The organism is Ligilactobacillus sp. LYQ139, from assembly GCF_045033025.1.
Classification (GTDB): Bacteria; Bacillota; Bacilli; order Lactobacillales; family Lactobacillaceae; genus Ligilactobacillus.
In genome coordinates, this window is the sequence record NZ_JBJFZW010000002.1 from 59,536 (window position 1) to 84,109 (window position 24,574).

General features: G+C 45.8%; 23 protein-coding genes. 6 read left to right on the forward strand and 17 right to left on the reverse strand.

Going from position 1 to position 24,574, the window contains the following annotated elements; genetic code table 11:
• Nucleotides 1-159: 159 nt before the first annotated feature.
• Together ACI3E1_RS02465 and ACI3E1_RS02470 are read left to right on the forward strand one after the other, a co-directional pair.
• Entirely contained in the window at nt 160-1,716 is a 1,557-nt protein-coding gene (locus ACI3E1_RS02465; RefSeq protein ID WP_405024104.1) for an MFS transporter, read from the forward strand.
• Nucleotides 1,717-1,861: 145 nt separating this feature from the next.
• Nucleotides 1,862-3,226 (forward strand): MFS transporter, encoded by a 1,365-nt coding sequence (locus ACI3E1_RS02470; protein WP_405024105.1) that lies wholly within the window; start codon nt 1,862-1,864, stop codon nt 3,224-3,226.
• Nucleotides 3,227-3,396: 170 nt separating this feature from the next.
• On the opposite strand, the gene ACI3E1_RS02475 is transcribed toward ACI3E1_RS02470, so the two are convergent.
• Together ACI3E1_RS02475 and ACI3E1_RS02480 are read right to left on the reverse strand one after the other, a co-directional pair.
• A complete protein-coding gene (locus ACI3E1_RS02475) occupies nt 3,397-4,161 on the reverse strand; it encodes a DUF1003 domain-containing protein (RefSeq protein ID WP_405024106.1) in 765 nt (254 codons plus the stop codon).
• A gap of 44 nt (nt 4,162-4,205) precedes the next feature.
• Complete coding sequence (locus ACI3E1_RS02480) at nt 4,206-6,341, reverse strand: putative ornithine decarboxylase (protein WP_405024107.1); 2,136 nt, start codon at nt 6,339-6,341, stop codon at nt 4,206-4,208.
• 244 nt (nt 6,342-6,585) lie between these two features.
• On the opposite strand from ACI3E1_RS02480, the gene ACI3E1_RS02485 reads away from it, so the two are divergent.
• Nucleotides 6,586-8,031 (forward strand): APC family permease, encoded by a 1,446-nt coding sequence (locus ACI3E1_RS02485; RefSeq protein ID WP_405024108.1) that lies wholly within the window; start codon nt 6,586-6,588, stop codon nt 8,029-8,031.
• Between the two features lie 52 nt (nt 8,032-8,083).
• Here ACI3E1_RS02485 and ACI3E1_RS02490 read toward each other — a convergent pair whose 3' ends face one another.
• From ACI3E1_RS02490 to ACI3E1_RS02520, 7 genes are all read right to left on the reverse strand, one after another.
• A complete protein-coding gene (locus ACI3E1_RS02490) occupies nt 8,084-8,596 on the reverse strand; it encodes a hypothetical protein (protein WP_405024109.1) in 513 nt (170 codons plus the stop codon).
• Nucleotides 8,597-8,934: 338 nt separating this feature from the next.
• Nucleotides 8,935-10,587: a formate--tetrahydrofolate ligase gene (locus tag ACI3E1_RS02495; RefSeq protein WP_405024110.1), complete on the reverse strand. Its 1,653-nt coding sequence runs from the start codon at nt 10,585-10,587 to the stop codon at nt 8,935-8,937.
• A gap of 96 nt (nt 10,588-10,683) precedes the next feature.
• A complete protein-coding gene (locus ACI3E1_RS02500; protein WP_405024111.1) occupies nt 10,684-11,103 on the reverse strand; it encodes an EbsA family protein in 420 nt (139 codons plus the stop codon).
• Between the two features lie 2 nt (nt 11,104-11,105).
• Complete coding sequence (ylqF, locus tag ACI3E1_RS02505) at nt 11,106-11,954, reverse strand: ribosome biogenesis GTPase YlqF (RefSeq protein ID WP_405024112.1); 849 nt, start codon at nt 11,952-11,954, stop codon at nt 11,106-11,108.
• Nucleotides 11,955-12,009: 55 nt separating this feature from the next.
• The gene (locus ACI3E1_RS02510; protein WP_405024113.1) at nt 12,010-12,237 is read right to left on the reverse strand and encodes a YozE family protein; all 228 of its coding nucleotides are present in this window, start codon (nt 12,235-12,237) and stop codon (nt 12,010-12,012) included.
• A gap of 12 nt (nt 12,238-12,249) precedes the next feature.
• The gene (locus ACI3E1_RS02515; protein WP_405024114.1) at nt 12,250-12,861 is read right to left on the reverse strand and encodes a DUF2140 family protein; all 612 of its coding nucleotides are present in this window, start codon (nt 12,859-12,861) and stop codon (nt 12,250-12,252) included.
• Complete coding sequence (locus ACI3E1_RS02520) at nt 12,833-13,762, reverse strand: GDSL-type esterase/lipase family protein (RefSeq protein ID WP_405024115.1); 930 nt, start codon at nt 13,760-13,762, stop codon at nt 12,833-12,835. Before ACI3E1_RS02520 ends, ACI3E1_RS02515 begins: the two co-directional genes overlap by 29 nt.
• A 172-nt stretch (nt 13,763-13,934) precedes the next feature.
• On the opposite strand from ACI3E1_RS02520, the gene ACI3E1_RS02525 reads away from it, so the two are divergent.
• A complete protein-coding gene (locus ACI3E1_RS02525) occupies nt 13,935-15,350 on the forward strand; it encodes a DHA2 family efflux MFS transporter permease subunit (RefSeq protein WP_405024116.1) in 1,416 nt (471 codons plus the stop codon).
• Nucleotides 15,351-15,582: 232 nt separating this feature from the next.
• Nucleotides 15,583-15,870: a chromosome partitioning protein ParB gene (locus ACI3E1_RS02530; RefSeq protein WP_405024117.1), complete on the forward strand. Its 288-nt coding sequence runs from the start codon at nt 15,583-15,585 to the stop codon at nt 15,868-15,870.
• Between the two features lie 85 nt (nt 15,871-15,955).
• On the opposite strand, the gene ACI3E1_RS02535 is transcribed toward ACI3E1_RS02530, so the two are convergent.
• The 7 genes from ACI3E1_RS02535 to ACI3E1_RS02565 all read right to left on the reverse strand — a co-directional run bounded on the left by ACI3E1_RS02535 (nt 15,956) and on the right by ACI3E1_RS02565 (nt 21,790).
• Nucleotides 15,956-16,723: an alpha/beta hydrolase family protein gene (locus ACI3E1_RS02535; protein ID WP_405024118.1), complete on the reverse strand. Its 768-nt coding sequence runs from the start codon at nt 16,721-16,723 to the stop codon at nt 15,956-15,958.
• Nucleotides 16,724-16,785: 62 nt separating this feature from the next.
• Nucleotides 16,786-17,544 carry a phosphate signaling complex protein PhoU gene (gene phoU, locus ACI3E1_RS02540; RefSeq protein WP_405024119.1) on the reverse strand — a complete coding sequence of 253 codons (759 nt, stop codon included), beginning with the start codon at nt 17,542-17,544 and terminating at the stop codon, nt 16,786-16,788.
• 12 nt (nt 17,545-17,556) lie between these two features.
• Nucleotides 17,557-18,312, reverse strand: a complete 756-nt coding sequence (gene pstB, locus ACI3E1_RS02545) for a phosphate ABC transporter ATP-binding protein PstB (protein WP_405024120.1) — start codon at nt 18,310-18,312, stop codon at nt 17,557-17,559.
• Between the two features lie 12 nt (nt 18,313-18,324).
• Entirely contained in the window at nt 18,325-19,110 is a 786-nt protein-coding gene (pstB, locus tag ACI3E1_RS02550) for a phosphate ABC transporter ATP-binding protein PstB (RefSeq protein ID WP_405024121.1), read from the reverse strand.
• Nucleotides 19,110-20,009, reverse strand: a complete 900-nt coding sequence (gene pstA / locus ACI3E1_RS02555; protein WP_405024122.1) for a phosphate ABC transporter permease PstA — start codon at nt 20,007-20,009, stop codon at nt 19,110-19,112. The genes pstB (ACI3E1_RS02550) and pstA overlap by 1 nt, the downstream gene beginning before the upstream one ends.
• Nucleotides 20,006-20,911: a phosphate ABC transporter permease subunit PstC gene (pstC, locus tag ACI3E1_RS02560; protein ID WP_405024123.1), complete on the reverse strand. Its 906-nt coding sequence runs from the start codon at nt 20,909-20,911 to the stop codon at nt 20,006-20,008. Before pstC ends, pstA begins: the two co-directional genes overlap by 4 nt.
• The gene (locus tag ACI3E1_RS02565) at nt 20,912-21,790 is read right to left on the reverse strand and encodes a phosphate ABC transporter substrate-binding protein (RefSeq protein ID WP_405024124.1); all 879 of its coding nucleotides are present in this window, start codon (nt 21,788-21,790) and stop codon (nt 20,912-20,914) included.
• A 153-nt stretch (nt 21,791-21,943) separates the two neighbouring features.
• Here ACI3E1_RS02565 and ACI3E1_RS02570 point away from each other — a divergent pair, with 153 nt between their 5' ends.
• Entirely contained in the window at nt 21,944-22,768 is an 825-nt protein-coding gene (locus ACI3E1_RS02570) for a DNA-binding response regulator (RefSeq protein ID WP_405024125.1), read from the forward strand.
• A 111-nt stretch (nt 22,769-22,879) separates the two neighbouring features.
• Here the strand turns inward: ACI3E1_RS02570 and ACI3E1_RS02575 are convergent, their stop codons facing one another.
• Complete coding sequence (locus tag ACI3E1_RS02575) at nt 22,880-24,562, reverse strand: alpha-keto acid decarboxylase family protein (RefSeq protein WP_405024126.1); 1,683 nt, start codon at nt 24,560-24,562, stop codon at nt 22,880-22,882.
• Nucleotides 24,563-24,574: the final 12 nt, after the last annotated feature.

A 24,574-nucleotide genomic window follows, 5' to 3' on the forward strand; every position in this document is an offset into this window, starting at 1 on the left:
GCTGAGCCTCCCATTCCCGCGGCCAAACTTCACGAAAGCTTTGCCTGTATTCTTCCTATCATTTTTGTTGACTAGCAACAAAACAATAGGTATTATGGCTAATGAGCCGTGAGCGATGTTGACTTTTGCGGCTATTTTTTCAGAGAGAAAGTGATTATTATGCATAACGAAGATGTTATAAAACCGTCCCCACCCCAACAACCCCGTAAAGCTAGTTGGTTAATTCTTATTTCAATCGGATTGGGAGTTTTGATGGCAATGCTTGATGTCACCATCGTTAACGTGGCCCTCCCAACCATTCAGAAGGAATTTCACGCAAATTTTATCAGCACCCAGTGGATCGTAAACGCGTACACCGCCACGTACGCCATCAGCATCCTCATGATCAGTAAGCTTGGCGACCTCCACGGAAAGAAGCGCTTCTTTCTCCTTTCGATGGCTGTCTTCACGCTGGGTTCATTTATGTGCGCTGTAGCTCCTAATAGTTTATTTCTTAACGTTTCTCGGGGGATTGAAGGTATCGGCGGCGCCGGGATTCTTGGCCTCTCGATGGCTTTAGTCGGTGACAACTATGGGGGTAAACAGCGGACCTTCATCCTCGGAATTTGGGGGAGTATCGTTGGGTTTGGCACCTCGGTTGGTCCACTAGTCGGTGGAGTTTTTGTACAGTACTTTAACTGGCGGGCGATTTTTCTGATTAATATCCCGGTTGGCCTGATTGCAATGTATTTAGGGATTCGCCACATTACCGAAAAGTTTCACACACAAGACCGACACCTGGACTTCTTAGGGATGATCCTTAGTACCCTCACCGTTGCCTGCATCGTAATTGGCCTGCTTAATAAAGAAAACGATCTTAGTAAAAGTTGGTTCACTTTCCAAATTACCGGATGGCTGGTCGCCGGGGGCGTTTTACTGGGGATTTTCATCCTATGGGAGCTTCACGTTACCTATCCGATGATGAACCTTGCCCTCTTTAAGGAACGAACCTTTGTTGGTTCGTGTGTTGCGGCTGCCACAATTTCCTTTGGGTTATTCGCCTTCTACACCTACATGACAATTTTAATGCAGGATTACATGGGTTACTCGCCACTGGCAGTCGGATGTCAACGGTTATTGATTAGTGCCTTTCCTCTGATCCTCGGGGCGTTTGTCGGTTACCTGGTAGGACGCATTGGAAACCGCCTAATTGCGTGTGCCGCTCTTTTTCTTGAAGGAATTGGCTTTTTCCTAATGCATATAATGCTGGGGTACCACCTTACCTGGACGATTTTAATTCCCGCTTTCATCTTTATGGGATTAGGAAACGCCGGAATCAATCCCGCCATCTCAAATGCAGCGCTGGAAAACATTGCGCCACAAAACATGGGAATGGCTTCTGGAATTAACAGCGTGTTTCGCCAACTCGGAAATTGCTTTGGAATCGTTGTTCAAGGGCTGATTCTAAGTGCTGGTTACCAAAACAGCATTATGAACGGCCTGCACCATTCCGCCCTCGCCTGGCACATCGTTAACGCCGGTCCGTTTGCCGGAATGGCACTTGCCAAGCACCTATCCCGTATGCCGAATATTTTACTACTCATTCAGCACGCTTACTATGACGGAATTCACCGTCTTTTGTGCGTTATTACGGTAATCTTTATCCTGTCAACGGTAGGCTGCTGGTTCCTCTTAAAGCGGAATCCAGCAAATGACCTGCCCCTTGATCAGCAATAGGTTGCCTCGGAGCGCTATTATTGGTAGAATAACCGTGACAATTACGCGGTTACACGATGTTATCCACAAATTTCTAAGAACGCATTCACTTTTGTGTAGATGGGTTCTTTTTTGTGCTTAACACCTTACCGAGAAAGGATTTATCATGCAAAAAACAATCAGCAAACAAACCCGGATTATCGTGGCGGCAATTCTGTTGACTGCAACCTTCTTTAGCCTCGCAAGCCAGACAATGATGGTTACCGCCCTCCCGGTAATTCAACACCTCATGCACGTTACCCTTGATACCGCACAGTGGTTAACAACGGGGTACACCCTGGTAATTGGGATTGTTACTCCCCTCTCGTCCAATCTCTACGAAAAATTCACAAACCGCACCGTATTTCTCGGGATTATTGGAACGTTTATTATCGGAACCACTATGGGCTGTGGGGCCCACCAATTTTGGCTGCTCCTGTTAGCCCGCCTCGTTCAGGCCAGCGCGAGCGGCATCTTAATGACGTATACCATGACGGCCCTCATTTCGATTTATCCTTCGGAGAAACGGGGAACGATCATGGGAATTTCCAGCCTCATCATCTCCACGGCTCCGGCAATCGGCCCGACGGTGGCAGGGCTTATCCTCCAAGTCTTATCGTGGCGCTGGTTATTTATCATCGTACTACCCGTTATGGTAATCGTGTGGGTAATTGGATTCGTGAAGTTGCCCAACTTCTCCCCTACCCAAAACATCAAGATTGACATTCTTTCCGTTGGATTAGCCCTGGTTGGTGCCAGCATGGCCCTTACCAGTATCACAACGTTTACCACCAACGCTCATCAGGCGTGGTTTCTCCTGATTGGCGGCGGGATCCTCCTAAGTATTTTTGCAATCCGACAGTTTAAATTAACAAACCCGGTGCTGCAGCTTCGAATTTTTAAGTACCACTCCTTTTCAATTATGACGGCAATTTGCATTCTTGCATTCATGATCCTTCTAGGAACCGAACAGCTCATTCCGGTTTTTACTGAGGGGGTGACAGGCACCTCAAGTTTTGTCGCGGGCCTCGTAATCCTTCCGGGAGCTCTCGTTAACGCAACGGTTGCAGTTTTTGCCGGACGGTGGTATGACCATTCTGGACCGCGGTATCCCGTACTCCTTGGCGCCACGTTGATTTTGGTTGCAACGCTCCCCCTTATAGGAATGAACAAATACACGCCGCTCTGGTTAATCACGATTGATTACGCGATCCGGTTAGCAGGAAATTCCCTGATTTTCTCACCAGCCATGTCTGAAGCATTTAGGGACCTAACGCTGGAAGAAAATAGCCACGGAACCGCATTGAACAACACTCTCCGGCAAGTCGCCGGGGCCATTGCCGTTACCTTGTGCATTGTTCTGGCGGGAATTCCTCACTCTCTGACCGTGGGCACCCACCTAGCAGTGACAATAATTAGTAGCCTTGCAGTCGGGATTATCGTGCTTTTCCTGTGGTACCTACTGCAAGAAAAAAAGGCACAATCTAATTAATTAAACAGAAACATAAACAGGAGGTTGTGGCGTAGCCGCAACCTCCTTGTTATTCTTATAACCTGGCGCCAAAACAAACAGGCTAAGCGAAAGGCCACACCCTCCCGCATATCCGTACGGGTTACTCTTCCATCAAGCCCGCTTTCTTCGTTTTGGCACACCTTTTTTACCTATTCGCGTCTGCTCCGGTGCCGCGTTTGCCTTTGCCGACTCCGGACTAATTCGTCTTGGCGAACCTTCAACTGCTGGATTTCCAGTTCGATTTCATTTAAAACCTCAATCTCTGTTTTCTGAATGTCCAACAGGTGCGGCCACTGTACTTCATTCAACTGGTTAATTTTTTCGTGTAAGTTGCGAATTTCCATCTCTGATTTCATATTTGTCCGGTAGTCGTTTTCAGCGTCATACCGATCACGTTCAGCCTGCCGGTTCTGACTCATCATGATGATGGGAGACTGAAAAGCCGCCAAACAACTTAGGAACAAATTTAACAAAATAAACGGATATTCATCAAAGTGGATTCCAAAAATATGCAGCGTATTGGCTGTCATCCAACAGAACAAGAAGACACAAAAGCCGATAATGAACCACCATGATCCACCGTACTTCGCAATTAAATCAGCCAGTTTATCACCAAGAGTAACCTTCATTTCGTTGGTGTTTTTAATCACGTAGGTATTACTGTTAAGTTCCTTTTCAAGTTTATCGTTAATTTTTCGGTTTGAATCCAGATCACGGTTGATGGTTTGTTCCATCTTATGCAACCGAATCCGTTGGAGATCATTCAGGCAAATAAATGAAGACGGACGTACCTGTGGATTACGTTCCTTAATTGCTTCCACCAAGTCCCCTCCCAGACTCTTGATGAAAAAGCCTTCCAAAGCTGTATATGATTTGCCACACATTACACAGGTGGCACGGTTCTTATTTGCCATTTTCTCACCCTTCTCCTATCCGTTTTCCGCTAACCATCTTATCATCAGTCAACTGAATTGGGTAGCACTTCCCCCTCGGTCAAAACAGCACACTGGACATTAATATGCCCGTCTGGTTGCATCCGGTAATGGACCCCCTGAATTTCGGGCACAAAACCAGCAAACCGTTCCATTGCGCCGACTAATACCTGAAAGTACTGCTGATCAACCGGCCGCCACCGTTCTCCTGGCGCCACAATAAACACTCCCGGCGGATACGGCAACGCCCCTTCGGCTGCAATCCGCCCCACAACCTGGTCAAGCGTAACCAGTTCGTCGTGATTCCGTCGAAACTCCAGGTCTGCCTGTGCGGGTGTTCGGGCATATTCCTGCATCTTCTCCTTGCTAAACAATCGCTGCTGCAGGTTAAACGTTTGGTGGTCCCGGTAATACGCGTGCATTTCATCACATAGTTGACGAAGCGAATACCCCACATACCGTTGCGGGTAACGAGCCGTTAACCGCGGAAGCACCTCTTCGAGCGGTGCATTTTCATTGTACAACCGTTCAAAGGCCAACAAAGCATCAACAAGTTGATTCAAATCCACGGTTGTATCGCCAGGAGTTAATAAAAACAGGAGGGAATTGAGGTCTGCCTTCGCTTTTAAAATTCCATGTTCCGTGAGATATTCCGCTACAATATCCCCCGCAATTCCAAAGGGCGTGTACGTCTGCGTGGCCTCGTCAATTCCTGGCGTGGTAATCGTCAATTTAAGGGGATCAATCCGAGCTTGTCCTGCCGCCACCTTCTTAAAACCGTGCCATGCTTGACCCGCTGGCGTTAGTTCCCAGCATTGGGGGTCGTGCAGGAGCCGATCATCAGTAATCTGCTCCCACGGCTGGCCGTCAATTGTTGCAGGAATCAGCGGTTTAAAAAGCGTCGATTCCCGCAACAACCTCTTCCGCGCCGCAATCCCCCGCTGCATCACCGCCTGCCACCAGTTACGATTAGCGGAGCTCCCCGCTACGTACGGATTAACCGTCATTGAGGCGTAAAGCGGATAATTATAGCTCGATGTTACGTACTTTAAGTATGCGTTATTGAAATGCGTATGATCCACGTACCGCTTTTGACCCTTAATGTGCGCATCCTTCTTTAAAATTTGGGAAGCCTGCCCCATCCCAAGTTGTTGTTTATGCAGTGACTGAGTAACGAGGATTCCCGGATCTTCGGGACCAAACGTCCGTGATAGCGGTGTTAAATCTGCTAGTACATCAACAAATTGTTCGTAACCGCCCCAGGCACAATCAAATAATACATAGTCACATAACTGACCGATGCGATCAAGAAGCCACTGGGCGTTCGCAAACACCCCGTCATACGTTTCGAGTTGAACAACCGCCATCCGGAACGGGCGCGGTTGTTTGGCTCTTTGCGGATCAACTTGAGCAGCCGCAGCCCGTAATTTTTCTGGCGTCAGCAACGTCGCAACCATTCCCCCAATCAACCCGTGTGCATTCCGGTCAGTGGGAACATAAACCGGACGAGCTCCGTTCATCACCAATGCCCCGTTATACAGTGATTTGTGGTTGTTCCGGTCAAATAGAACCAGATCACCAGGCCGTACTACCGCACTCACGCAAATATCATTTGATCCGGTTGTCCCATTAGGTACAAAGTACGCCTTGTCCGCGCGGTAAACCGCCGCCGTCTTCTTCTCCGCCTCTAACGGTGTTCCCGCGTGCGTCATCGTATCACCCAGCTCAGTCACCGTGTCACTCGTATCGGCATACAGCATGTTTTGCCCAAAGAACCGATTAAAGACAACCCCGGCCGGATGAAGACCGTAATACCGCCCATTATGGTGTCCCGGCGTGGTAAAACTTACAGGCCGCCGATCAGCAAACGCCACAAGATCACGTAAAAAGCCCGGCACATTTTGATGAACATAGTTATCCGCAACGGTCGCAACCCGTTGCTGAATGGTAGCTGGTTGCGTTGCTGCATTAACCCGGACAACCGGAATGGGTAATCCCGTCTGGTTAGTTAACTGTCGAGCTGTAATAATTGAATCTTCATCCGAAACAATAATCGCTGCTAACTCCGCGGGATTAAGCGTTGGTGCTAACGCCACGGATTCCCAATCGGGAGGCACAAGCCGTTCTAACCCGGGGGTTACCGCAATCTTAAGGTACTTCATCCTTTACCCTTCTTTCAGCAAGCTACCTTTATCTTACCGCACTTACCTGCTCGTAAACCATTTCAACCGTTGCGATAGGCAAAACCATGCCGTAAAATAGGCGTTGTTTATTTTATAATCAAATTTTATTAAATAAAAAAGAGAGTGAGGAGAAGACATTGAACTGCTCGTTGTCGCGGTTTAACCACCATCCGCCCTGCATGGTTCTATTTATTCGTTACTAGGAACCATGAAAGGAAGGAAAATGGAAAACACACTACAACCTAAAAAGCATTATATGAGCTGGCCGGTTCTTGCACTGCTAGACTTCGTTACTATCATTAGCTTTGAAAACATTTTTTATCCGTTTCAAAATCAGGGATTATCAGTCGTTATCTCATGGCTGTTCCTGCTATTTTCATACGTTATTCCCTACGCCCTGATTGCAACGCAACTTGGCTTAACGTTTGATAATCAATCGGGGGGACTCGCCTCATGGATCCGCCGGGGAACCCACAGCGATCTGTTCGGTTACATTACGTCCTGGATGTATTGGACCCAAACAATCCCGTACCTGGTAGACGTTTCCAACTCCGTCGTCGTATCCATTAGCTGGATTATTCTTGGAAATAACACCCTGAATAAACACATGTCGCCAACGATGTTTGGCCTGATGACCTTCATCATCATTCTGGTATTTATCCTCTTTGAAAATAAGGTTAAAAATTCTTTGGAGATTCTGTCACTCATTGGTGGTGGTGCAATGTTCCTAATCTCAATGCTGTTCGTCTTCATGACGGGATGGGCATTACTTCACGGTGCGCACATCGCAACCCACTTCAGTTGGGGGGCATTTAAGCCCAGCTTTAGCCTCCATTACTTCTCAACAACCGGGTTATTAATCTTTGCAATGTCCGGGGCTGAACTAGCTGCACCGTACATTATCCGCCTTCGCAATCCAAAGTCAGAGTTTCCGAAAGCCATGTGGGCGTTAGCACTGATGACAGCGTTCCTAACAATCTTTGGAACGTTAGCACTAGCCGTTTTCTTCAACGCCAACCACATTCCGCACGATTTTAAGATGAACGGGCCATACTACGCCTTTCGTCTTCTCGGAGAACAGTGTGGGCTTGGAAAGTCCCTCATGTACGTCTTTGCCGTTGTTCAATTGTTCTTTATGCTTGCCCAACTGGCAATTCTAATCGATGCAGCAGCTCGGGTCTTTGCAAGTGACACGGCTAATAAATACATGCCAACGTGGTTAACAAAAAAGAATAAGAACGGCAAACCCATTAATAGTTACATTCTGACTGCGGGAATTAGCCTGTTAATCCTTCTTCTGAGCGGCACCCTCCCAAGCATTAACTCGATTTATAACTGGCTACTAAACCTCAACGGAATCGTCTCACCATACAAGACGGCCCTGGTCTTCGTAGCCTTCCTTGCTATTCGGTGGCATGAAAAAGAATTTCACTCAGATTATACCTACATCAAGAACCGAACAGGAGCCCTTGCAATGGGACTGTGGTGCTTCACCTTCACGTTTGTGTGTGCTACCCTTGGTTTTATCCCGCAGGATGCGAACCCAGGAACAGCCGCCTTCAATCACCAACTAATTATGAACTTTATAACCGTTGGCTTCCTGATTATCCTGGGATTCCTGCTGCCATTTCTGCGAAAACTGGAACTTCACCGAAAAGCAGCTAACTAATAATGTTATTATGTGACCTAAGCATCGCCGGAACTACTTCCGGCGATGTTTTTTATTTTGTCCTAAACAACTGCCGGAACATCTGTAGGTCAGCGGCACCCATCGCCAGCGTATCGCGTAACCGCCCTGCCCGTTCGCTCAATGCCATAAGCACGTCCTCATCATGATGCATAAACTGGTAATCAATGGCACCCCAAACAAGGCCAATAAATGACCGGCATAAATCAACGACAAGGTCGCGTTGGTAATGCCGACAAATTCGCTTTCCGTACGGCTGCAGGTAAGGAATTAGGCGCTGCCCCCAATCGCTAACTTTATTCACTGGGGTTAACTGGTAAACGGTAATCACCCGTTTTTGTGTAAGGTTCACAACCGCAATACACTGTTCCCGACGAAATAACCGTACCTTAGGATTATTACTTGTTGGGTCATCAATAGCCGTTGCATCCAACATAAACCGTCGCACCCACCGGTGAGCATCACTCTTAGGCACGTTAAATCGTTGATTAAGCCGCTTAACCGCGTGCTCCGTTGGGATAAATCCAGCCGCATTAATCTTTGTCATTCCGGTCCGCTCCCCTTTCATCCGCCTTTTCGTCTGGAAAAAGCATCAGCGCTAAATCGAACATACGTTCTGATTTCAGTATACCAATTAGCAAAACCCTGTCAACGAGTAAATTAGAAGAATAACATTTCTGCCATAATTTAAAAAACGTTATTATAGATCAACAACGGAACGGGTAGAAAGAATTAAAAGGTATACATTATAAATGCTTATTCGTTTTAGCAATTTAACTGAACAGCTACAGCCTTCCGCCACTAAAACCAAATCATTAAAAAAGTGGAATTTACTCTTCATCAGTAAACCCCACTTTGAACATTATTCAGTTTAACCGTCCTTGTTTAGTACAACCCACTAATCCGACCATCATTATCCACGTCAATTCCGTTTGCAGCCGGCACCTTTGGAAGACCTGGCATTGTCAAAACGTTCCCGGTCAAGGCAACAACAAAGCCCGCCCCCAGCTTTGGCATGAACTCCCGTACATGAAGCGTAAAATCAGTCGGCGCCCCGAGTAACTTCGCGTTATCCGTAAACGAATACTGCGTCTTTGCCATGCAGACCGGCAGGTGATCCCACCCATGGGCCGCAAACTCACGGAGTTGGCGCTTAGCCTTCGGCCCGTACTCAACCGCCGCACCATGGTAAATCTTCTTCGTGATCTTTTCAATCTTTGTTTGCAAATCGTCGTCAGCTGCGTAAACCGTTTCAAACGAATGCGGTTGTTCGCACGCTTCAATGACCGCCTGAGCAAGTTCCTGTGCGCCAGCACCGCCCTTGGCCCATACGTCAGCAACATGGGCCGTTGCGCCCAGTGAAGCACAAGCATCCTGAACGGCCTTGATTTCATCTGGAGTATCACTGGTGAAGCGATTTAGCGCAACCACCACGTTTACCCCATACTGCTGCATGTTCTTAATATGACGAATGAGGTTGCTGCTTCCCTTTTCAACGGCAGCCACATTCTCGGTTTCAAGCTGATCCTTAGCAACGCCACCATTCATCTTCAGTGCGCGAACCGTTGCCACAACAACAACGGCATCCGGCGTCTTTCCGAGAACCGGCACCTTAATATCACAGAACTTCTCAGCCCCGAGATCAGCACCAAATCCGGCCTCCGTAACGGCGTAATCGGCGTACTGAAGAGCTGTCCGCGTTGCAATCACACTGTTGCACCCGTGTGCAATGTTGGCAAATGGTCCCCCGTGAACCAACGCCGGCGTATGGGCGATGGTCTGCACAAGGTTCGGCTTGATGGCGTCCTTCAGGAGCGTTGCGATCGCACCAACCACGCCAAGCTGCTTAACAGTAACAGGTTCCCCATCGTAGGTGTATCCAATCACAATCCGCCCAATCCGCTTCTTCAAATCAGCCATATCAGTAGCTAAGCACAGAACGGCCATCAGTTCGGAAGCAACGGTGATTTCAAACCCGTCTTCCCGTGGAATCCCCTGCTTAAGCCCACCGAGGCCAATCACCGTATGCCGTAATGCCCGGTCGTTAATATCAAGCACCCGTTTCCATGTCACATTCCGCGGATCAATGTTTAATTCGTTACCCTGGTAAATATGGTTATCAACGAGCGCCGCTAACGTATTATTCGCCGCCGTTAACGCGTGCATGTCACCCGTAAAGTGAAGGTTAATATCATCCATCGGAAGCACCTGGGAGTAGCCTCCACCAGTGGCGCCTCCCTTCATTCCCATTACCGGACCTAAGGAAGGTTCCCGCAGAGCTAACATGGTCCTTTTCCCTGCCAGCTGTAAGGCGTCTGCCAACCCGATTGAAACGGTTGATTTTCCTTCACCTGCCGGCGTAGGGTTAATGGCAGTTACCAGGATCAACTTCCCCCGAAGCGGCCGGGTCGGATCAACCGTTAACTTTGCCTTGTAGTTACCATATTGCTCAACCTGTTCAGGTTTAAAACCAGCTCGATCAGCAATCTTCGTGATTGGATCCATCGTGGCCTGTTGCGCAATTTCAATGTCATTCATGTGCGTTCCTCCTCGGTGTGTTCCTCAACGTAACTTTATCATCACCATTAGCATACCATGATTTTAATCCTTATGTTGTATTTTTTCCGAATTTATTTAGTATTGATTGGTGATATTGTTCGTGATTTTGATAGATGGAACATGTTCGCGGATCCCATCAACAAGTTGCTGCCGGACTTTTTTATAAGCAAGCACCTTAATCGTCTGGTACCGGCCCGCAATTATAACCTGGGTCCGTAACACCGTTACCTCTTTAATCTGATCATACTTAATCCTCTTGGAATTAAAACCAATTACGGTGTGAACAGTTAGGATATCTTCACCCAAAACGACGTATCGCCCTCTAATTTGAACAACAGCAACGGCAATAAACAACAAGAATGTCAGCACTGTCCACACCTGAAAAACCGTAATTTCAAGCCACAGTAACAAACTCGTATCAAGGATCATCAACGAAAAGGCCCAACAAATTATGCTTGTCGGCCAATCTGGTTGAACATACAGCTTCTTTGTCATTTTTATCCCTTCTTTGCAGGAATTTTGTCAAGCGTGTACCGGCCCAATTTTCCCTTCCGGCAATCAAAAATTAACCGTTCACTGGCACGATCATAATCAGCCCGAAAACCCATCCGTTTGGTAAGTGCTAACAGCACCTCCACGGTTGGTTGATCCAGTTCTTCTGGCGTTAAGTGATAAACCTTTTCAAGCAACTGGGCGTGGTGGTTGACGAAATGTTCGAGCGCATACAATGCAACGTCGTCCTTAGCAAATAACGTGTCCTTAATTGCCCCGGTTAAGGCCAACTTTTTACCAACAACCGGGTCCTCGAACTTCGGCCACAGGATTCCCGGCGTATCCAAAAGTTGCAGGTTATCCCCCGCCTTTAACCATTGCTGGGACTTCGTGACTCCGGGCCGGTTCCCAACCTGAGCGATTTTTTTATGAACAAGGTGGTTTAATAACGTTGATTTACCCACATTGGGAATTCCCAGACACATCACCTTTACCCGCTGGGACTTAATTCCCCGTGCAGCCCGCTGAGCCAGCTTATCGGCTAATACCTCGCGGATCTTGGCTTCAAGGGACTGGAGGTTATCCCGGATACTATCAAACGCCATGGCTGGTTGCCCGTGTTGTTCGTAGTAATCAACCCACCGTTTTATCATCTGGGGATCTGCTAGGTCCCGCTTTGTAAGCACAATGATACTTGGTTTATTTTTTAACACCGATGCAATCTGGGGATTCCGGGAAGACTCCGGCAGCCGTGCGTCCACTAGTTCAAGTACGATGTCGACTAGCCGTAAATTTTCCTTTACCTGCCGCATCGCCTTTGCCATGTGACCAGGAAACCACTGAATACTTGCCATGCTAACCACCCTTTCTCCTTAAATGTAGATAATCATCCGCGTCCGGTAACGTTCACTACTCCATCTGAGCGAGATACTGCTGCCAGGCCTCGTCAAAAACCGTCATCCCGGAAAGATAGCTTCCGTTTAACTCAAGGTACTGGGAGAGTTCGTCATAATCGCAGGATTGCTTGGGAAAACTTTGATCATAGAAGGCCTGGTTAGCAAATTCCGCCACTGCCCGGTGATCGTCTGGATTACGCTGAGTCATCAGGTACTGATAAAAACTTTGCCGATACTTCATTAACATCCTCCTTTAATTCCGTGGTAATCCAATCAAAACGCGGTACCGACCATTCTTAAGGTCTATGTGCATTAGCCGCACACTAAACCGCTGCTTGGAGGTAAGGTGGTTTAGATTAAGGATTACTTGTTTTTTAGCCGGTTGAACAGTAAGACATGTTGGAAGAGCAATATTATTTTTAAAATACTGCATCGTTAGCTTAACGGGAACTGCTACCTGGCCAAACGTAATCTGCCTAACAACCAGCCGTAGATTTCCCTGCGGGGTTGTTATTGGAACCGTCGTAATCGTAAAAGTTACTGTCTGTCCCATCACCTTAGTGTGCCCCGTAATTAATGCTTCATTCGAAGTTAGCCGAACATGATACCGGACATCCCCAGTTGCTTGCTGATTTAAGAAATAATCTAAAATCGCCGTAAGCTGGTTATTATTCAGCGTTGTTGATAATGAAGTCCCCGTTGTCGGGACACTGGTTTCAATTTTACTTTGCGGGACACTTGGAGTCGTAATTCGCCAAAAAAGGAGGGCTCCCCCCGCAATAATCAACGCTACCAAAATGGTAAACGCCCACTTCCACGGGTTCACCTGCCGGGATTTACGGCCTTGTTGTCGTCTTTGTTCCATGATGAAGCCACCTCCTTTGTTCTTGGTTAATCCGATGGGTAACCTGCTGGGCAATATAACGATATCCCCGCTCATTAGGGTGTAATCGGTCTGTAGAGGACAGCCATGCATTCTTCCCCTGAGCGGTTACTAGCAACTGTGAAACACTCGCACTGGAAAGCAGTGGTGTATTGGCCGCTGCAAATTGGCGTAATTGACGGGATGGCTGTGTTTGCCCGTACTGACCATACCCTATCCGACTAATATTAACGTAGTACATGTTTGGTTGCTGCCGTGTAACCCGTCGAATTGTGTAATTCCAGGTTGTTACCCCGGTATTTAAAACCGAATTCGTTGCTAGTTCAACATAAAACGGGTTGTAAATTCCCAGCACAAAAACGGGAGCGGTCCTATTCAACTGCCGAATTCTTTCTAAAAGGGCCCGCAAATGTTCAGTATATGTTGCAGCTGCCGGGGCAATTAAGCGCTTAGCATCCGTCCGGGAAAGATCTTTACGAGCGGCACTAATTGCACTTAACGCATCGTTTCCTCCCGCCGTCACGGTAATAATATCTGCTTGCCGGAGGTGCCGTTGCAACTGCGGATTACCGTTGATTCGATCCATTACCCGCGAAGTTATATCACCGGCCTCCCCAGCATTCACCGTGCTCAGCCGAACCGACGCACTGTGAGAAAGAGAGCGCGCAACGAGTGGCACAAAGCCTCCGGCTGTTTGCGGATCGCCAACACCCTGGGTAAGAGAATCACCAACAGCTACCAGGCGAACCAAGCGCCGGCTTGTAGGGTGCACTGGTTGGGAATGTTGAACTGACCGCATTAGGAACCATCCAAGTGCAAAGAAAACTGCTGCCATCCCCCCGAGGATTCCTAAATATTGAGCTGCTCGTTTTACCAGCCGCATCCCGTTTCCTCCAATCAAATTATTTCCATTATAGTGGGAAAAAAACTCCTTGACTAGCCAAAGCCAATTATTTTTAAATCACCATCAAAAAACTTACATCACTAATTAATTTTTGTTATGCTAATCACCGTTGTTTTTTACGGCATAACTCGAGAAAGGAGTTTCACATAAAATGAAAAACCAACACAAACTAACTACTCACCCATGGCTTGCCCTGTTTGGGCCCATGCTGGGGGCGTTTGTTGGGATGCTTTCCGAAACATCCCTAAATATTGCCCTTCCCCAATTTTCGCGGAGTCTGGGGGTGGGAAACGACCTTCTTCAATGGATTATTACAGGTTACATGCTCGTTATCGGAATCGTTCTTCCGTTGTCTAGCCTTCTTACTAAATGGCTAACAACTCGTCAGATCATCACAACCGGACTGAGCGCCTTCATTGGGGGGGCCGTAATTTCAGCGCTTGCCCCTAACTTTTCCCTTCTCCTTGCTGGGCGGATGATTCAGGGGATTGGAACAGGAACAATTTTACCCCTCATGTTTACCGTTGCAATGAACATCTTCCCACCTGAAAAAATGGGAACGGCGATGGGAGCCTGCTCACTGGTCATCATGTTTGCCCCAGCGGTGGGCCCCACACTGACGGGATTTATCTTGGCTAAACTTTCCTGGCACTGGATTTTTTGGCTTTTCGTACCGTTCCTGCTAATTGCCCTGTTCTTTGATCTTAAGTTCTTACCCAACATCAGCAAATTAACCCGCGAGCCCGTTGACTTTATCGCAGTTATCCTCTCCGCTTTAGGGTTTGGCCTGGTTGTTATGGGCTTTAGCTTTGCCGCCCAGTTTGGCTGGACCTCCATCATTGTTTTAGGGTGTTTACTGGTAGGAATCGTGGTGCTGGGATTGTACACGCACCGGCAGCTAACCCAACAACACCCGGTTTTAAACCTACGAATCTTTGCTAACAGTGCGTTTACTAAGGGAACCCTCCTAGTAATGATTAACTTCGGGGTAATTTTATCTGCAATGTACCTGTTGCCCCAGTATATCCAAAACGGACTACTCCTCCCAGTTGCTCTCACGGGGATCATCATGCTTCCTGGCGGAATCGTTAATGCATTGGTTTCAGGATTAGCTGGTCGTCTCTTTGATAATTATGGTGCTAAGTTACTAACAACAATTGGCTTCCTGATTGCCGCGGTGGGGGCCTTGATGCTTGCTTGCGTTACTCCTCATTCCGCCGTTTGGTATGTCATTACCGCCCACGTCATCTTGATGCTTGGCTGTCCGTTAGCGATGTCACCCGCCCAAACGCACGCGCTTAACGCCCTGCAACTATTTGAATCTGCGGATGGAAGTACAATTATTAATACTCTCCAGCAAATTGTCGGCGCCATCGCCACGGCGTTAGCAACAAGCTTTCTGGGGCTGGGAACGGCAGCTTACCACGGCGTTAACCACGCTGCGGCATTCACTAATGGGGTTCACTTTGGGATGATATTTACCGTTATTTTAACGGTGATTGGGGTTTTGATCGCCCTTTCACTAAAGAGAGAACCAAAAAGTGCGGACATCCCACTTAAAAAGTAATAATTCCTTAACTAAGGAAAGAAATATAAAATTTATATTCATCGTTTCTCACAGATGATCCGCTCCTAAAACAAAATGAACTCGATGAAAATTCGTAAACCTTCTAATCCGTATTATACGATTCATTCAGTTTACTACTTCAATTACGTTTATTTTCCTTGTTTTTACACTCCATTCCCAATGGAGTGTTATATTATATGGTAGAAAGCGGTTACTGAAAGGACCTGATTACATGGAAAAATTCTATAACGTTAAGTTCCACACCGTTGATGGCGCAATGATCATTAAGCGGGGCATTGTTTCTGCCAAAACTGGCGCGGACATTTGGCACGATGCCGTTGAAAGCTACGATGATGACTTTATTTGCCTTAAAATTAATGATAAGACCCTCGTTGACCTTCGCCGCACTAACATTGTCCGGATTGTAATGACGGAGGTTGATGGTCCAATTACCAAACGTGAAAAACAGCGTGACGAGATTCGAGCTGCGGTTAACACCCTCGCTGAAATCGGACTGTAAGGAGACTATCTCCTAAATAAAGAGGAATTCGAGAAATAAATTTTCCCGAGTTCCTCTTTTATTTTTCGCCAAATTGACAATTAGTTTATTTATTTTTCTCCACAAACTTTTCAAGCAACCGCAGTGCTTCTTTCCGAGCCCCAGGAGCATGAAACCCATGGTCGCCTCCCGGAATTACGTGATACTCAGCGTGTTGGTATCCCGGCAAGTAACGCTCTGAGGCACTCCGCGGAACAACCGGGTCCGCATCACCGTGCAAAAGCAGCACTGGTCCTTGGTACTGCTTAGCCACCTCATAAATTGGCAACGTTTGCGCTGTTCGAAAATAAAAACCTCCCACCGAAAAATCGCCGTGATCCGAATGCCACACCTGAACGGCAGGAATCTGTCGGGGATCATAGTGGAGCCCCTGCATTTCACCGTGCTGGGCATCATCCTTAAGCGTGGCAGCCGGGTACATTAATACTAACTTATCAATCACATCGTGGTAATAACCGGCCAGCATGCTGGCAACCACAGCCCCCTGGGACATCCCCACTAGCATAATTCGCTGAACACCGGGTTGCTGCTGGACAAACTGAAGGACCGCCCGCGCATCATCCAGCTCGTTTAAAACCGTCATGTCCTCAAACCGCCCGTCACTCTCCCCATGACCATTAAAATCAAACCGCGCAACCGCCATCCCAGCGTTGAGTAATGTTTGGGCTGCCTGGTATTCAATGCGGTCCTTCTCCCGGCCACAGTTCCCCGTAAATCCGTGAAAAATAACTGCACAATCAAACGTTGTTTTTCCCGCAGGAACATCGAAAAAGCCACGTAGCGTTAATCCATCACGTAAAACCATCGCTTTCATTTAAGATAATTCCTCCTTCTAATTCCTAATTAGCCGTTTTCATTCATGTTAATTTTAAATGCCTATTTCTGATTTTTCCGTTTCAGCCGGGCCTTTTTCCGTTCATGTCGCATAACAGCCTCTTGTTCCTCAACCTTTAAATACTCATCCCGGTTAACTTTTCCAGGATTTAATTCCTGAATCTTCCCCGTTGTTTCATATACAACCCATTCACATAGGTTAACAATATGATCACCAATTCGCTCAAGAATTCGCGCAACCATCAAATAACTTGTTGCCGCAACGGCCGTACTTGTTTCGCGCTTCATGATTTCAACAATCATTTGATAAATATGGTAATATTGCCGGTCAATTTCAGGATCCATCTTCGCAATTTTCCGGGCGGCTTTTTCATCATCCCGGATGGCGGCATCCAACGACTGCTCTAACATGTTCCGGATATCCGCCGTCAAAGCTGAAATTAACTCTTCAATTTCCGGGATCCGGTTATTTCCCTTTAAACGAATGGTTTCCCGGGCAATTAAAACCGCATGATCACCAATCCGCTCCAAATCGGAACTTGCTTTTAAAATGCTGATAATTTTCCGAAATTCATGCGCAACTGGTTGCTGTAATGCAATTAAATCTAACGCTCGTTCTTCAAGCGCAATCTCATTATCATTAATTGCCTTGTCACGTTCAATGTTTTTTTCCGCCAGTTGCTGGTTATGGTCGATAAACGACTTAGTTGCTTGATAAATTTGCTCGCTAATATCAATCCCCATTTCGTTAAACCGGCCGTTCAGCTTTTTCATTTCATCCTTAAAAATTTCATTTACCATTTTTAATCCCCCTTAACCAAACCGGCCATTCAGATAGTCATCTGTTAATTTTTCCTTCGGTGTCATGAACAATTTTTTCGTCTCTCCGAACTCTACTAAATCACCGTTTAGAAAGAATGCGGTTTGATCTGAAATCCTAGCAGCCTGTTGCATATTATGCGTCACGATAATAATCGTATAATCCTTCTTTAATTCTACCAGCATATCTTCAATTTGAGCATTTGAAATTGGATCAAGGGCGCTCGTCGGCTCATCCATTAAAATAACTTGCGGGTGAACAGCCAGTACCCGGGCGATACAAACCCGTTGTTGCTGCCCCCCGGAAAGTGCAAGGGCACTTGTTTTAAGGTTATCCTTCACTTCATCCCAAACGGCTGCTTTTCTAAGACTCTCCTCAACTTCCTGATCAATCGTCTGCTTATCTTTAATCCCGTTTAACCTTAATCCAAAGGCAATATTATCATATACTGAAAGGGGGAAAGGGTTTGGTTGTTGAAACACCATTCCCACCTCTTTCCGCAACTTCACAACGTTCATCCGAGGACTATAAATATCCTCCCCATGCAACCGGAAACTTCCCGTGATCGTCACATTTTCAATCAAATCATTCATTCGATTCAAGCATCGTAAAAAAGTCGACTTCCCACACCCTGATGGACCAATCAGCGCCGTAACCTGTTTTTCATTAAAACCAATGTCAAACCCCCGGAGGGCTTCCTTCTTCCCGTAGTACAGGTGAACGTTTTTTGCTGTAATAATTTGTGGCATCTAACATTCCTCCTAGCCAAAGTTCCCCGAAACATAATCTTCCGTCATCTGAACGTGAGGCGTCGTGAAAATTTGCGCAGTTTCATCAAATTCAACAATTTGCCCCCAATTAAGAAAAGCGGTATAATCGCTGCTTCGAGAAGCTTGTTGCATGTTATGCGTCACAATGATAATCGTATATCGTTGCTTTAATTCCTGGAGCGTATTCTCCACTTTACGCGTTGAAATTGGATCCAACCCACTTGTTGGCTCATCAAGGAGCAAAATATCAGGTTCCATCGCAATCGCCCTGGCAATGCAAAGGCGTTGTTGCTGCCCCCCCGAAAGCCGCCTACCGTTTTTATCAAGTGAATCCTTCACTTCATCCCATAAAGCAACTGCGCGCAAACTTTCTTCCACCTTTTGCTCCAAAACATCCTGTTCCCTAACCCCGTGGTACTTAAGAGCATACGTAATATTCTCCCGAATTGATTTATAAAAGGGGTTGGGGTGCTGAAACACCATTCCGATGTGCTTACGAAGCTCATAAACGTTAACCGCAGCGGTATTTATATCCAAGCCGTGGTACATAATCTGTCCTTCAACCCGCGCAACTCCATCATTCATTCGGTTAAGCGACCGTAAAAACGTTGATTTACCACACCCAGACGGACCAATTAGCGCGGTAATCCGGTGCCGGGGAAATTCAATCGTCCCCCCAGTAAAGGCCTGTTTATCTCCATAATATACCGCTACTTCATTAGTACTTAACGCCACCGGAGTATCAATTTTTCTAATGTATTTTTCAGTAATTTTCATTAACCCTCTCTCCTATCCGTTGCCGTCATTTTTCGGTAAACAACGTTTCCCAACCACCGTGCACTCAGATTAAAGAGTAAAATCACAATAATTAATACTGCCGCAGAGCCGCTTGAAACTTGATGAGCGTCTGGCAAAATCGATTCGGCGTTAACCTTCCAAATATGGACTGCTAAGGTTTCTGCTGGACGAAAAATATTTAACGGGCTGGTTGCCGAAAACGGATTCCAATTAGCATAATTAATTGTCGAATTACTTTGCCCCGCCGTATAAATCAAGGCAGCCGCTTCCCCAAAGATTCGCCCTGCACTTAAAATGACCCCGGTGATGATTTTAGGAAGCGCACACGGAAAAACAATTCCGGTTATCGTCTTCCACTTTGAGATCCCCAGGGCTACCCCGGCCTGCCGTTGTTCAACTGCTACCGAGCGAAACGCATCTTCAATACTCCGCGTTAGGAGTGGCAAGTTAAAAAACGTTAGGGTGATTGCCCCAGAAATAATTGAAAACCCAATTTGAAATTTCACCACAAACAGAAGATAACCAAAAAGTCCTACTACAATCGATGGTAATGAACTTAACAATTCAATAATTGTTCTTAGCAAGCTAGTGAACCAGTTATCCTTTGCATATTCGGCTAAGTAAATCCCCACTCCTAACGCAATCGGAAATGAAATTATCGTTGTTAAAATGAGAATATAAACGGAGTTAAAAATTTGATCACGAATTCCGCCCCCTGCTTTAAAAGATTGACTAACGCTTGTTAAGAAATGCCATGAAATTCCTGGGAGTCCCGTAACCAAAATATAGCCTATTAAGAAAAATAATAGTAACAGTAACAACCCAACCGCCCCATAAATAACCTCTTTGGCAATACGATTCGCTTTCTCTGGGTTCATTTTTTAATCGCTCCTTTCCGGGTAATTAACCTGATTAACAAGTTAAAGGCTAGAGACATTACAAGTAACACTAGCGCTAACGACCACAATGCATTATTTGATACGGTTCCAAGAACCGTATTCCCCATTTGACTAGTTAATTGGCTAGTCAACGTGGCTGTCGGTGAACCCAATCCCCGCGGCATTAGAACCGCATTTCCAATTACCATTTGAACAGCAAGTGCTTCCCCAAAGGCGCGAGTCATCCCAAAAATAACCGCCGTCAGAATTCCCGGTAACGCCGCGCGTAAAACAATTTTGTAGATTGCCTGCCATTTTGTTGCACCCAGTGAAAGAGCCGCTTGCCTATAATCAATAGGAATCTCCTTGAGGCTGTCAGCCGTCAATGAAATGACGGTCGGTAAAATCATGACAAATAAAACAACCGTTCCGGCTAAAATCCCAAATCCGGTCCCACCAATCATTCTCCGGACTAGTGGAACAATCACTACTAGTCCAATGTACCCATATACAACCGATGGGATTCCAACCAATAGTTCGGTTACCGCCCGGAGTGCCTGCGTTCCCTTTTTAGGAGCGTATTCAGTCATAAAAATGGCTACCCCAATCGCAAACGGAGTTGCAAGACACGCTGCTAAAACCGTTACTAGAAAAGACGTTAAAATCATTGGCAACGCCCCAACCTGATGATGCCCCGGGTTCCATTGTTTGCCTGTAAGAAATTGAATAAGGCTTAGGTGATCCAAAGTAAAAGTTGCAATTCCCTTGTTAATAATGAAATATAAAATTGCAACAATTAAAACAATGATCAACCCAAGACACGTAAAACATAATAGTTTTCCCCACCGGTCTTCCACCGTTTGTTTTGATTTACTTAATAACTTTTGTTTAATTTCATCCATTTAATGCTCCCCCCTTACCGGAGTGACCTTACCATTAACGTCCTTTTTTACTTGCATGTTATGAATACTGATGTACTTCATTTCCTTCACCATTTTGTGTTGAACGGAAGAGGAAAGCATATACTTCAGAAAGCGCTTCGTCGTTCCGGTTGGTTTTCCCCGAGTATACATATGTTCATACGACCAAATTTTCCACCTATTGGTCATTACGTTCTTGGCAGATGGCTGCACCCCATTAATTTTCAATGGATGAATTCCCTGACTCTGAAGATATGAAAAAGAAATATAGCTAATTGCACCTGGTGTATTTGCAACGATCTGCTGAACCGTCCCGTTAGAGTCTTGCTCTTGAGCACTCATCATTTTTTGCCCCTTCATTACGGTATTTTGAAAAGTAAGTCGTGTTCCACTCCCCTTCGCCCGGTTAATCACTACAATCTTTTGATTTCGCCCCCCAAGTTGTTTCCAGTTTGTAATTTCCCCCGTAAAAACCTCCCGTAACTGTTGCATTGTTACATTACTAACCTTAACTTTACGGTTAACAATGGGAGCCATTCCCGTCACTGCAACCCGATGATCAACCAGTTTATTTGTGTGAATCCCACTTTGTTGTTGCGCAAAAACATCCGAATCGCCGACTTGAACGGCTCCTTCCTGAACTTGACTTAATCCTGTTCCAGACCCTCCTCCTTGAACGGTCAGGTTACCACCATGTTCCTTTTCAAACTCAGTCGCTGCCTTTTCAACTAACGGTTGTAACGCAGTCGAACCAACAATGGTAATTTTATTCTGGGCGTGATTCGCACACCCGCCTAAAAGCAAAAGGAGGCCGCCAAAACAAATCCCTTTTACGATCTTACCCTTCTTCACCTTCATCATTCCTTTCATTCATCGGCCTAACCTTAATGTACTGACGGAATGTAAACTTCGGATCAATTTCGTGTAAAGGCAATGTAAATATTTTGTAAATCCGTTCGTTTTTATTGGTTTATATGGAATAATGTTTATTAGATATTAATGGAGGTGGAATTTGTGAAAGAACGGCTGATTTTAATTACCAAACAACTTCCGCTATTTATGAAACTAAATACTTACTGTAACGACCACGGTTGGATGGTTTATAATACTACTGATCCTGAAGAAGTGTTAGCCTTTGTTAAACATCGTCACGTTGCGGGAATTATCTGGGATTTAGCGGTAGCATCTTCAACAATCACCCTTCCTCTTATTAAAAAAATCCGGACAATCTTTAATCGCCCTATCATAACACTAGCGACTACAAAAAACTTTGAATATGAAATGCAACTTTTTGCCCTCCATATTGATGATTACGTTACTCAACCATATGAATACGAAGAAATAATTATTCGAATGCAACAATGCCTATGGAGCCGAACTATCCAAACATCCCACAATCCTCCTAAACTTATTCACCAGTCCGTTATCACTACTGAGGAACCAGCTTCCCATCCTAAGTCCGAAACTGAAAGTCTCAGCCATTCATCTCCAAAACATTTTCAACTTGATAATCTTGTATTAGATATAGATCACTATCGGGTTTTAAAAGATAACGAAAATTTAGGATTAACCCCCAAAGAATTTAAACTACTTTTTTATTTAATAAAAAACAAAAATCAGGTTCTTTCCCGTGAACAACTCCTTCGCGGCGTGTGGAATTACGGGAACGACTTGGGAACATCCCGGATTGTTGATATCCATATCAGTCACCTTCGTGATAAGATTGAACCAGATCCCCATCATCCTAAATACGTCAAAACAGTCCGCGGGTTTGGTTATACATTCGAGGGGCACAAACTAAAAGTCATTGAAAAGAGAGCTACTAAAAAAAGCAATTAAAAAATAATTTATATTTTTCATATTAAGGATAATACGCATAAAAAAAGAGCGCATCTTAAAAATTAAGCTGCGCTCTTTAATTTGCTAATTATTCTTAACTATCTTTAAAAATTAATCCTCTTCGCCGTAAAAATGCGACTTGTCAATCAAACTCATTGACTTCCCAATCTTCTTAACTAACTCTGGTGCGTCCAACGGCTTAGTCTTAACAATTACGAAGTGAGCCTTACTCCGATCGCCCGCGATTTCCTTCATAACGGCATTCAATTCATCCTTCGTTGTTGCCACGTTTACGTCCATCACGTCCGGTGTAATTCCAAGCGCAGCTGGTAACTTCGTATAGTCCCATGCAGCAATATCATTGTACTGAGCATGCGCTCCATGAATAACCCGTTCGATAGTATACCCATCGTTGTCCACCAGAAAGATAATTGGCTTTAGATGGTGCCGCTGAATCAGGCTTAATTCTTGAACCGTCATCTGGGCAGAACCGTCTCCAATCGATAAGATGTGCCGTCCTTCCGGATCAGCGATCTGACTTCCCAGGACAGCTGGCAGAGTATACCCAATTGAACCCCACAACGGTTGTGCCTGGAAGTCCGTGCCTTCACGCAGATTCATAAATGACAACCCATACTGTGACGTTCCCGTTTCAGTATAAATCGTGTCGTTTGGCTGCATAAAGTTCTTAAAAGCGTACATGTACTGACCAAGGTTCAACTCAGCGTCGTCATTGTCCTCGTACTTAACGTCCGGCTCAACGTTTTGTAATCCGGTACTATCGAAGTCGAACGGTGTTGCCTTCTTAGTAACATCAGCAATCAGGTTATTGATGTTAACTCCCCGACTCTTCGTACCGAAGAAATCCGTATTATCCGAATTTAAAACAACGGTATGATCCTGGGTGAAGCACTGGGTAAAACTTCCAGTGTTAACGTCAATTAACTTACTTCCAAAGATAACAACGAGGTCACTTTCATTGACGTAATTCAAAACCCGCTTATCACCATACTGTGGATAGTACGTCCCGATGAAGTATGGGTTTTCTTCGTTGATTGATGACTTTCCTAACAAAACGGTTGCTACTGGCAGGTGCAACTGATTAATCATCTTTTCAAAGGCTTCCCGTGCCCGGAACGTCATAATTTCGTTCCCAGCAAGAATAACTGGTTTTTTAGCCTTCTTCAATTCATCAGCAAGTCGTTGGGCGACCCGTTCCGTGTGGTCGGTATTTTCAACCGTTAAGTTCAACGGTTCAGCCGGAGCATCAATTTTACTGTGAGCAACATCTAGTGGTAATGAGATGTAAACCGGCCGACTCTTAATAATCGCCGTCGTTAAGACGCGGTCAATCTCCCGCCCAGCATTTTCAAAGCCTAACAGTGCTTGAGCCTCCGTAAACTGCTTGTATGCCCGGTATGAACGCTTGAAGTTTCCCGTAGCATCCGTATGGTGCATCAGCATCTTGTTTTCCTGAACCTTCGTCGTTGGGGCTCCAGTAATAGCAATCACTGGAATGTGTTCAGCATAACTTCCAGCAACCCCGTTCAAAGCACTTAATTCACCAACATCAAATGTGGTAATCAAAGCCCCGACACCCTTCTTCCGGGCATATCCGTCAGCTGCATAAGCTGCGTTCAATTCATTACAATCGCCGATCCAGTTAACTTGATCACTCTTTTCAACGTCATCCAAAAATGACAGGTTATAATCTCCTGGCACCCCAAAAATATCATCAACGCCAATCTCGTGAAGACGTTCGATTAAATAATCAATAACCGTAATCTTAGCCATTTAAATTCATCC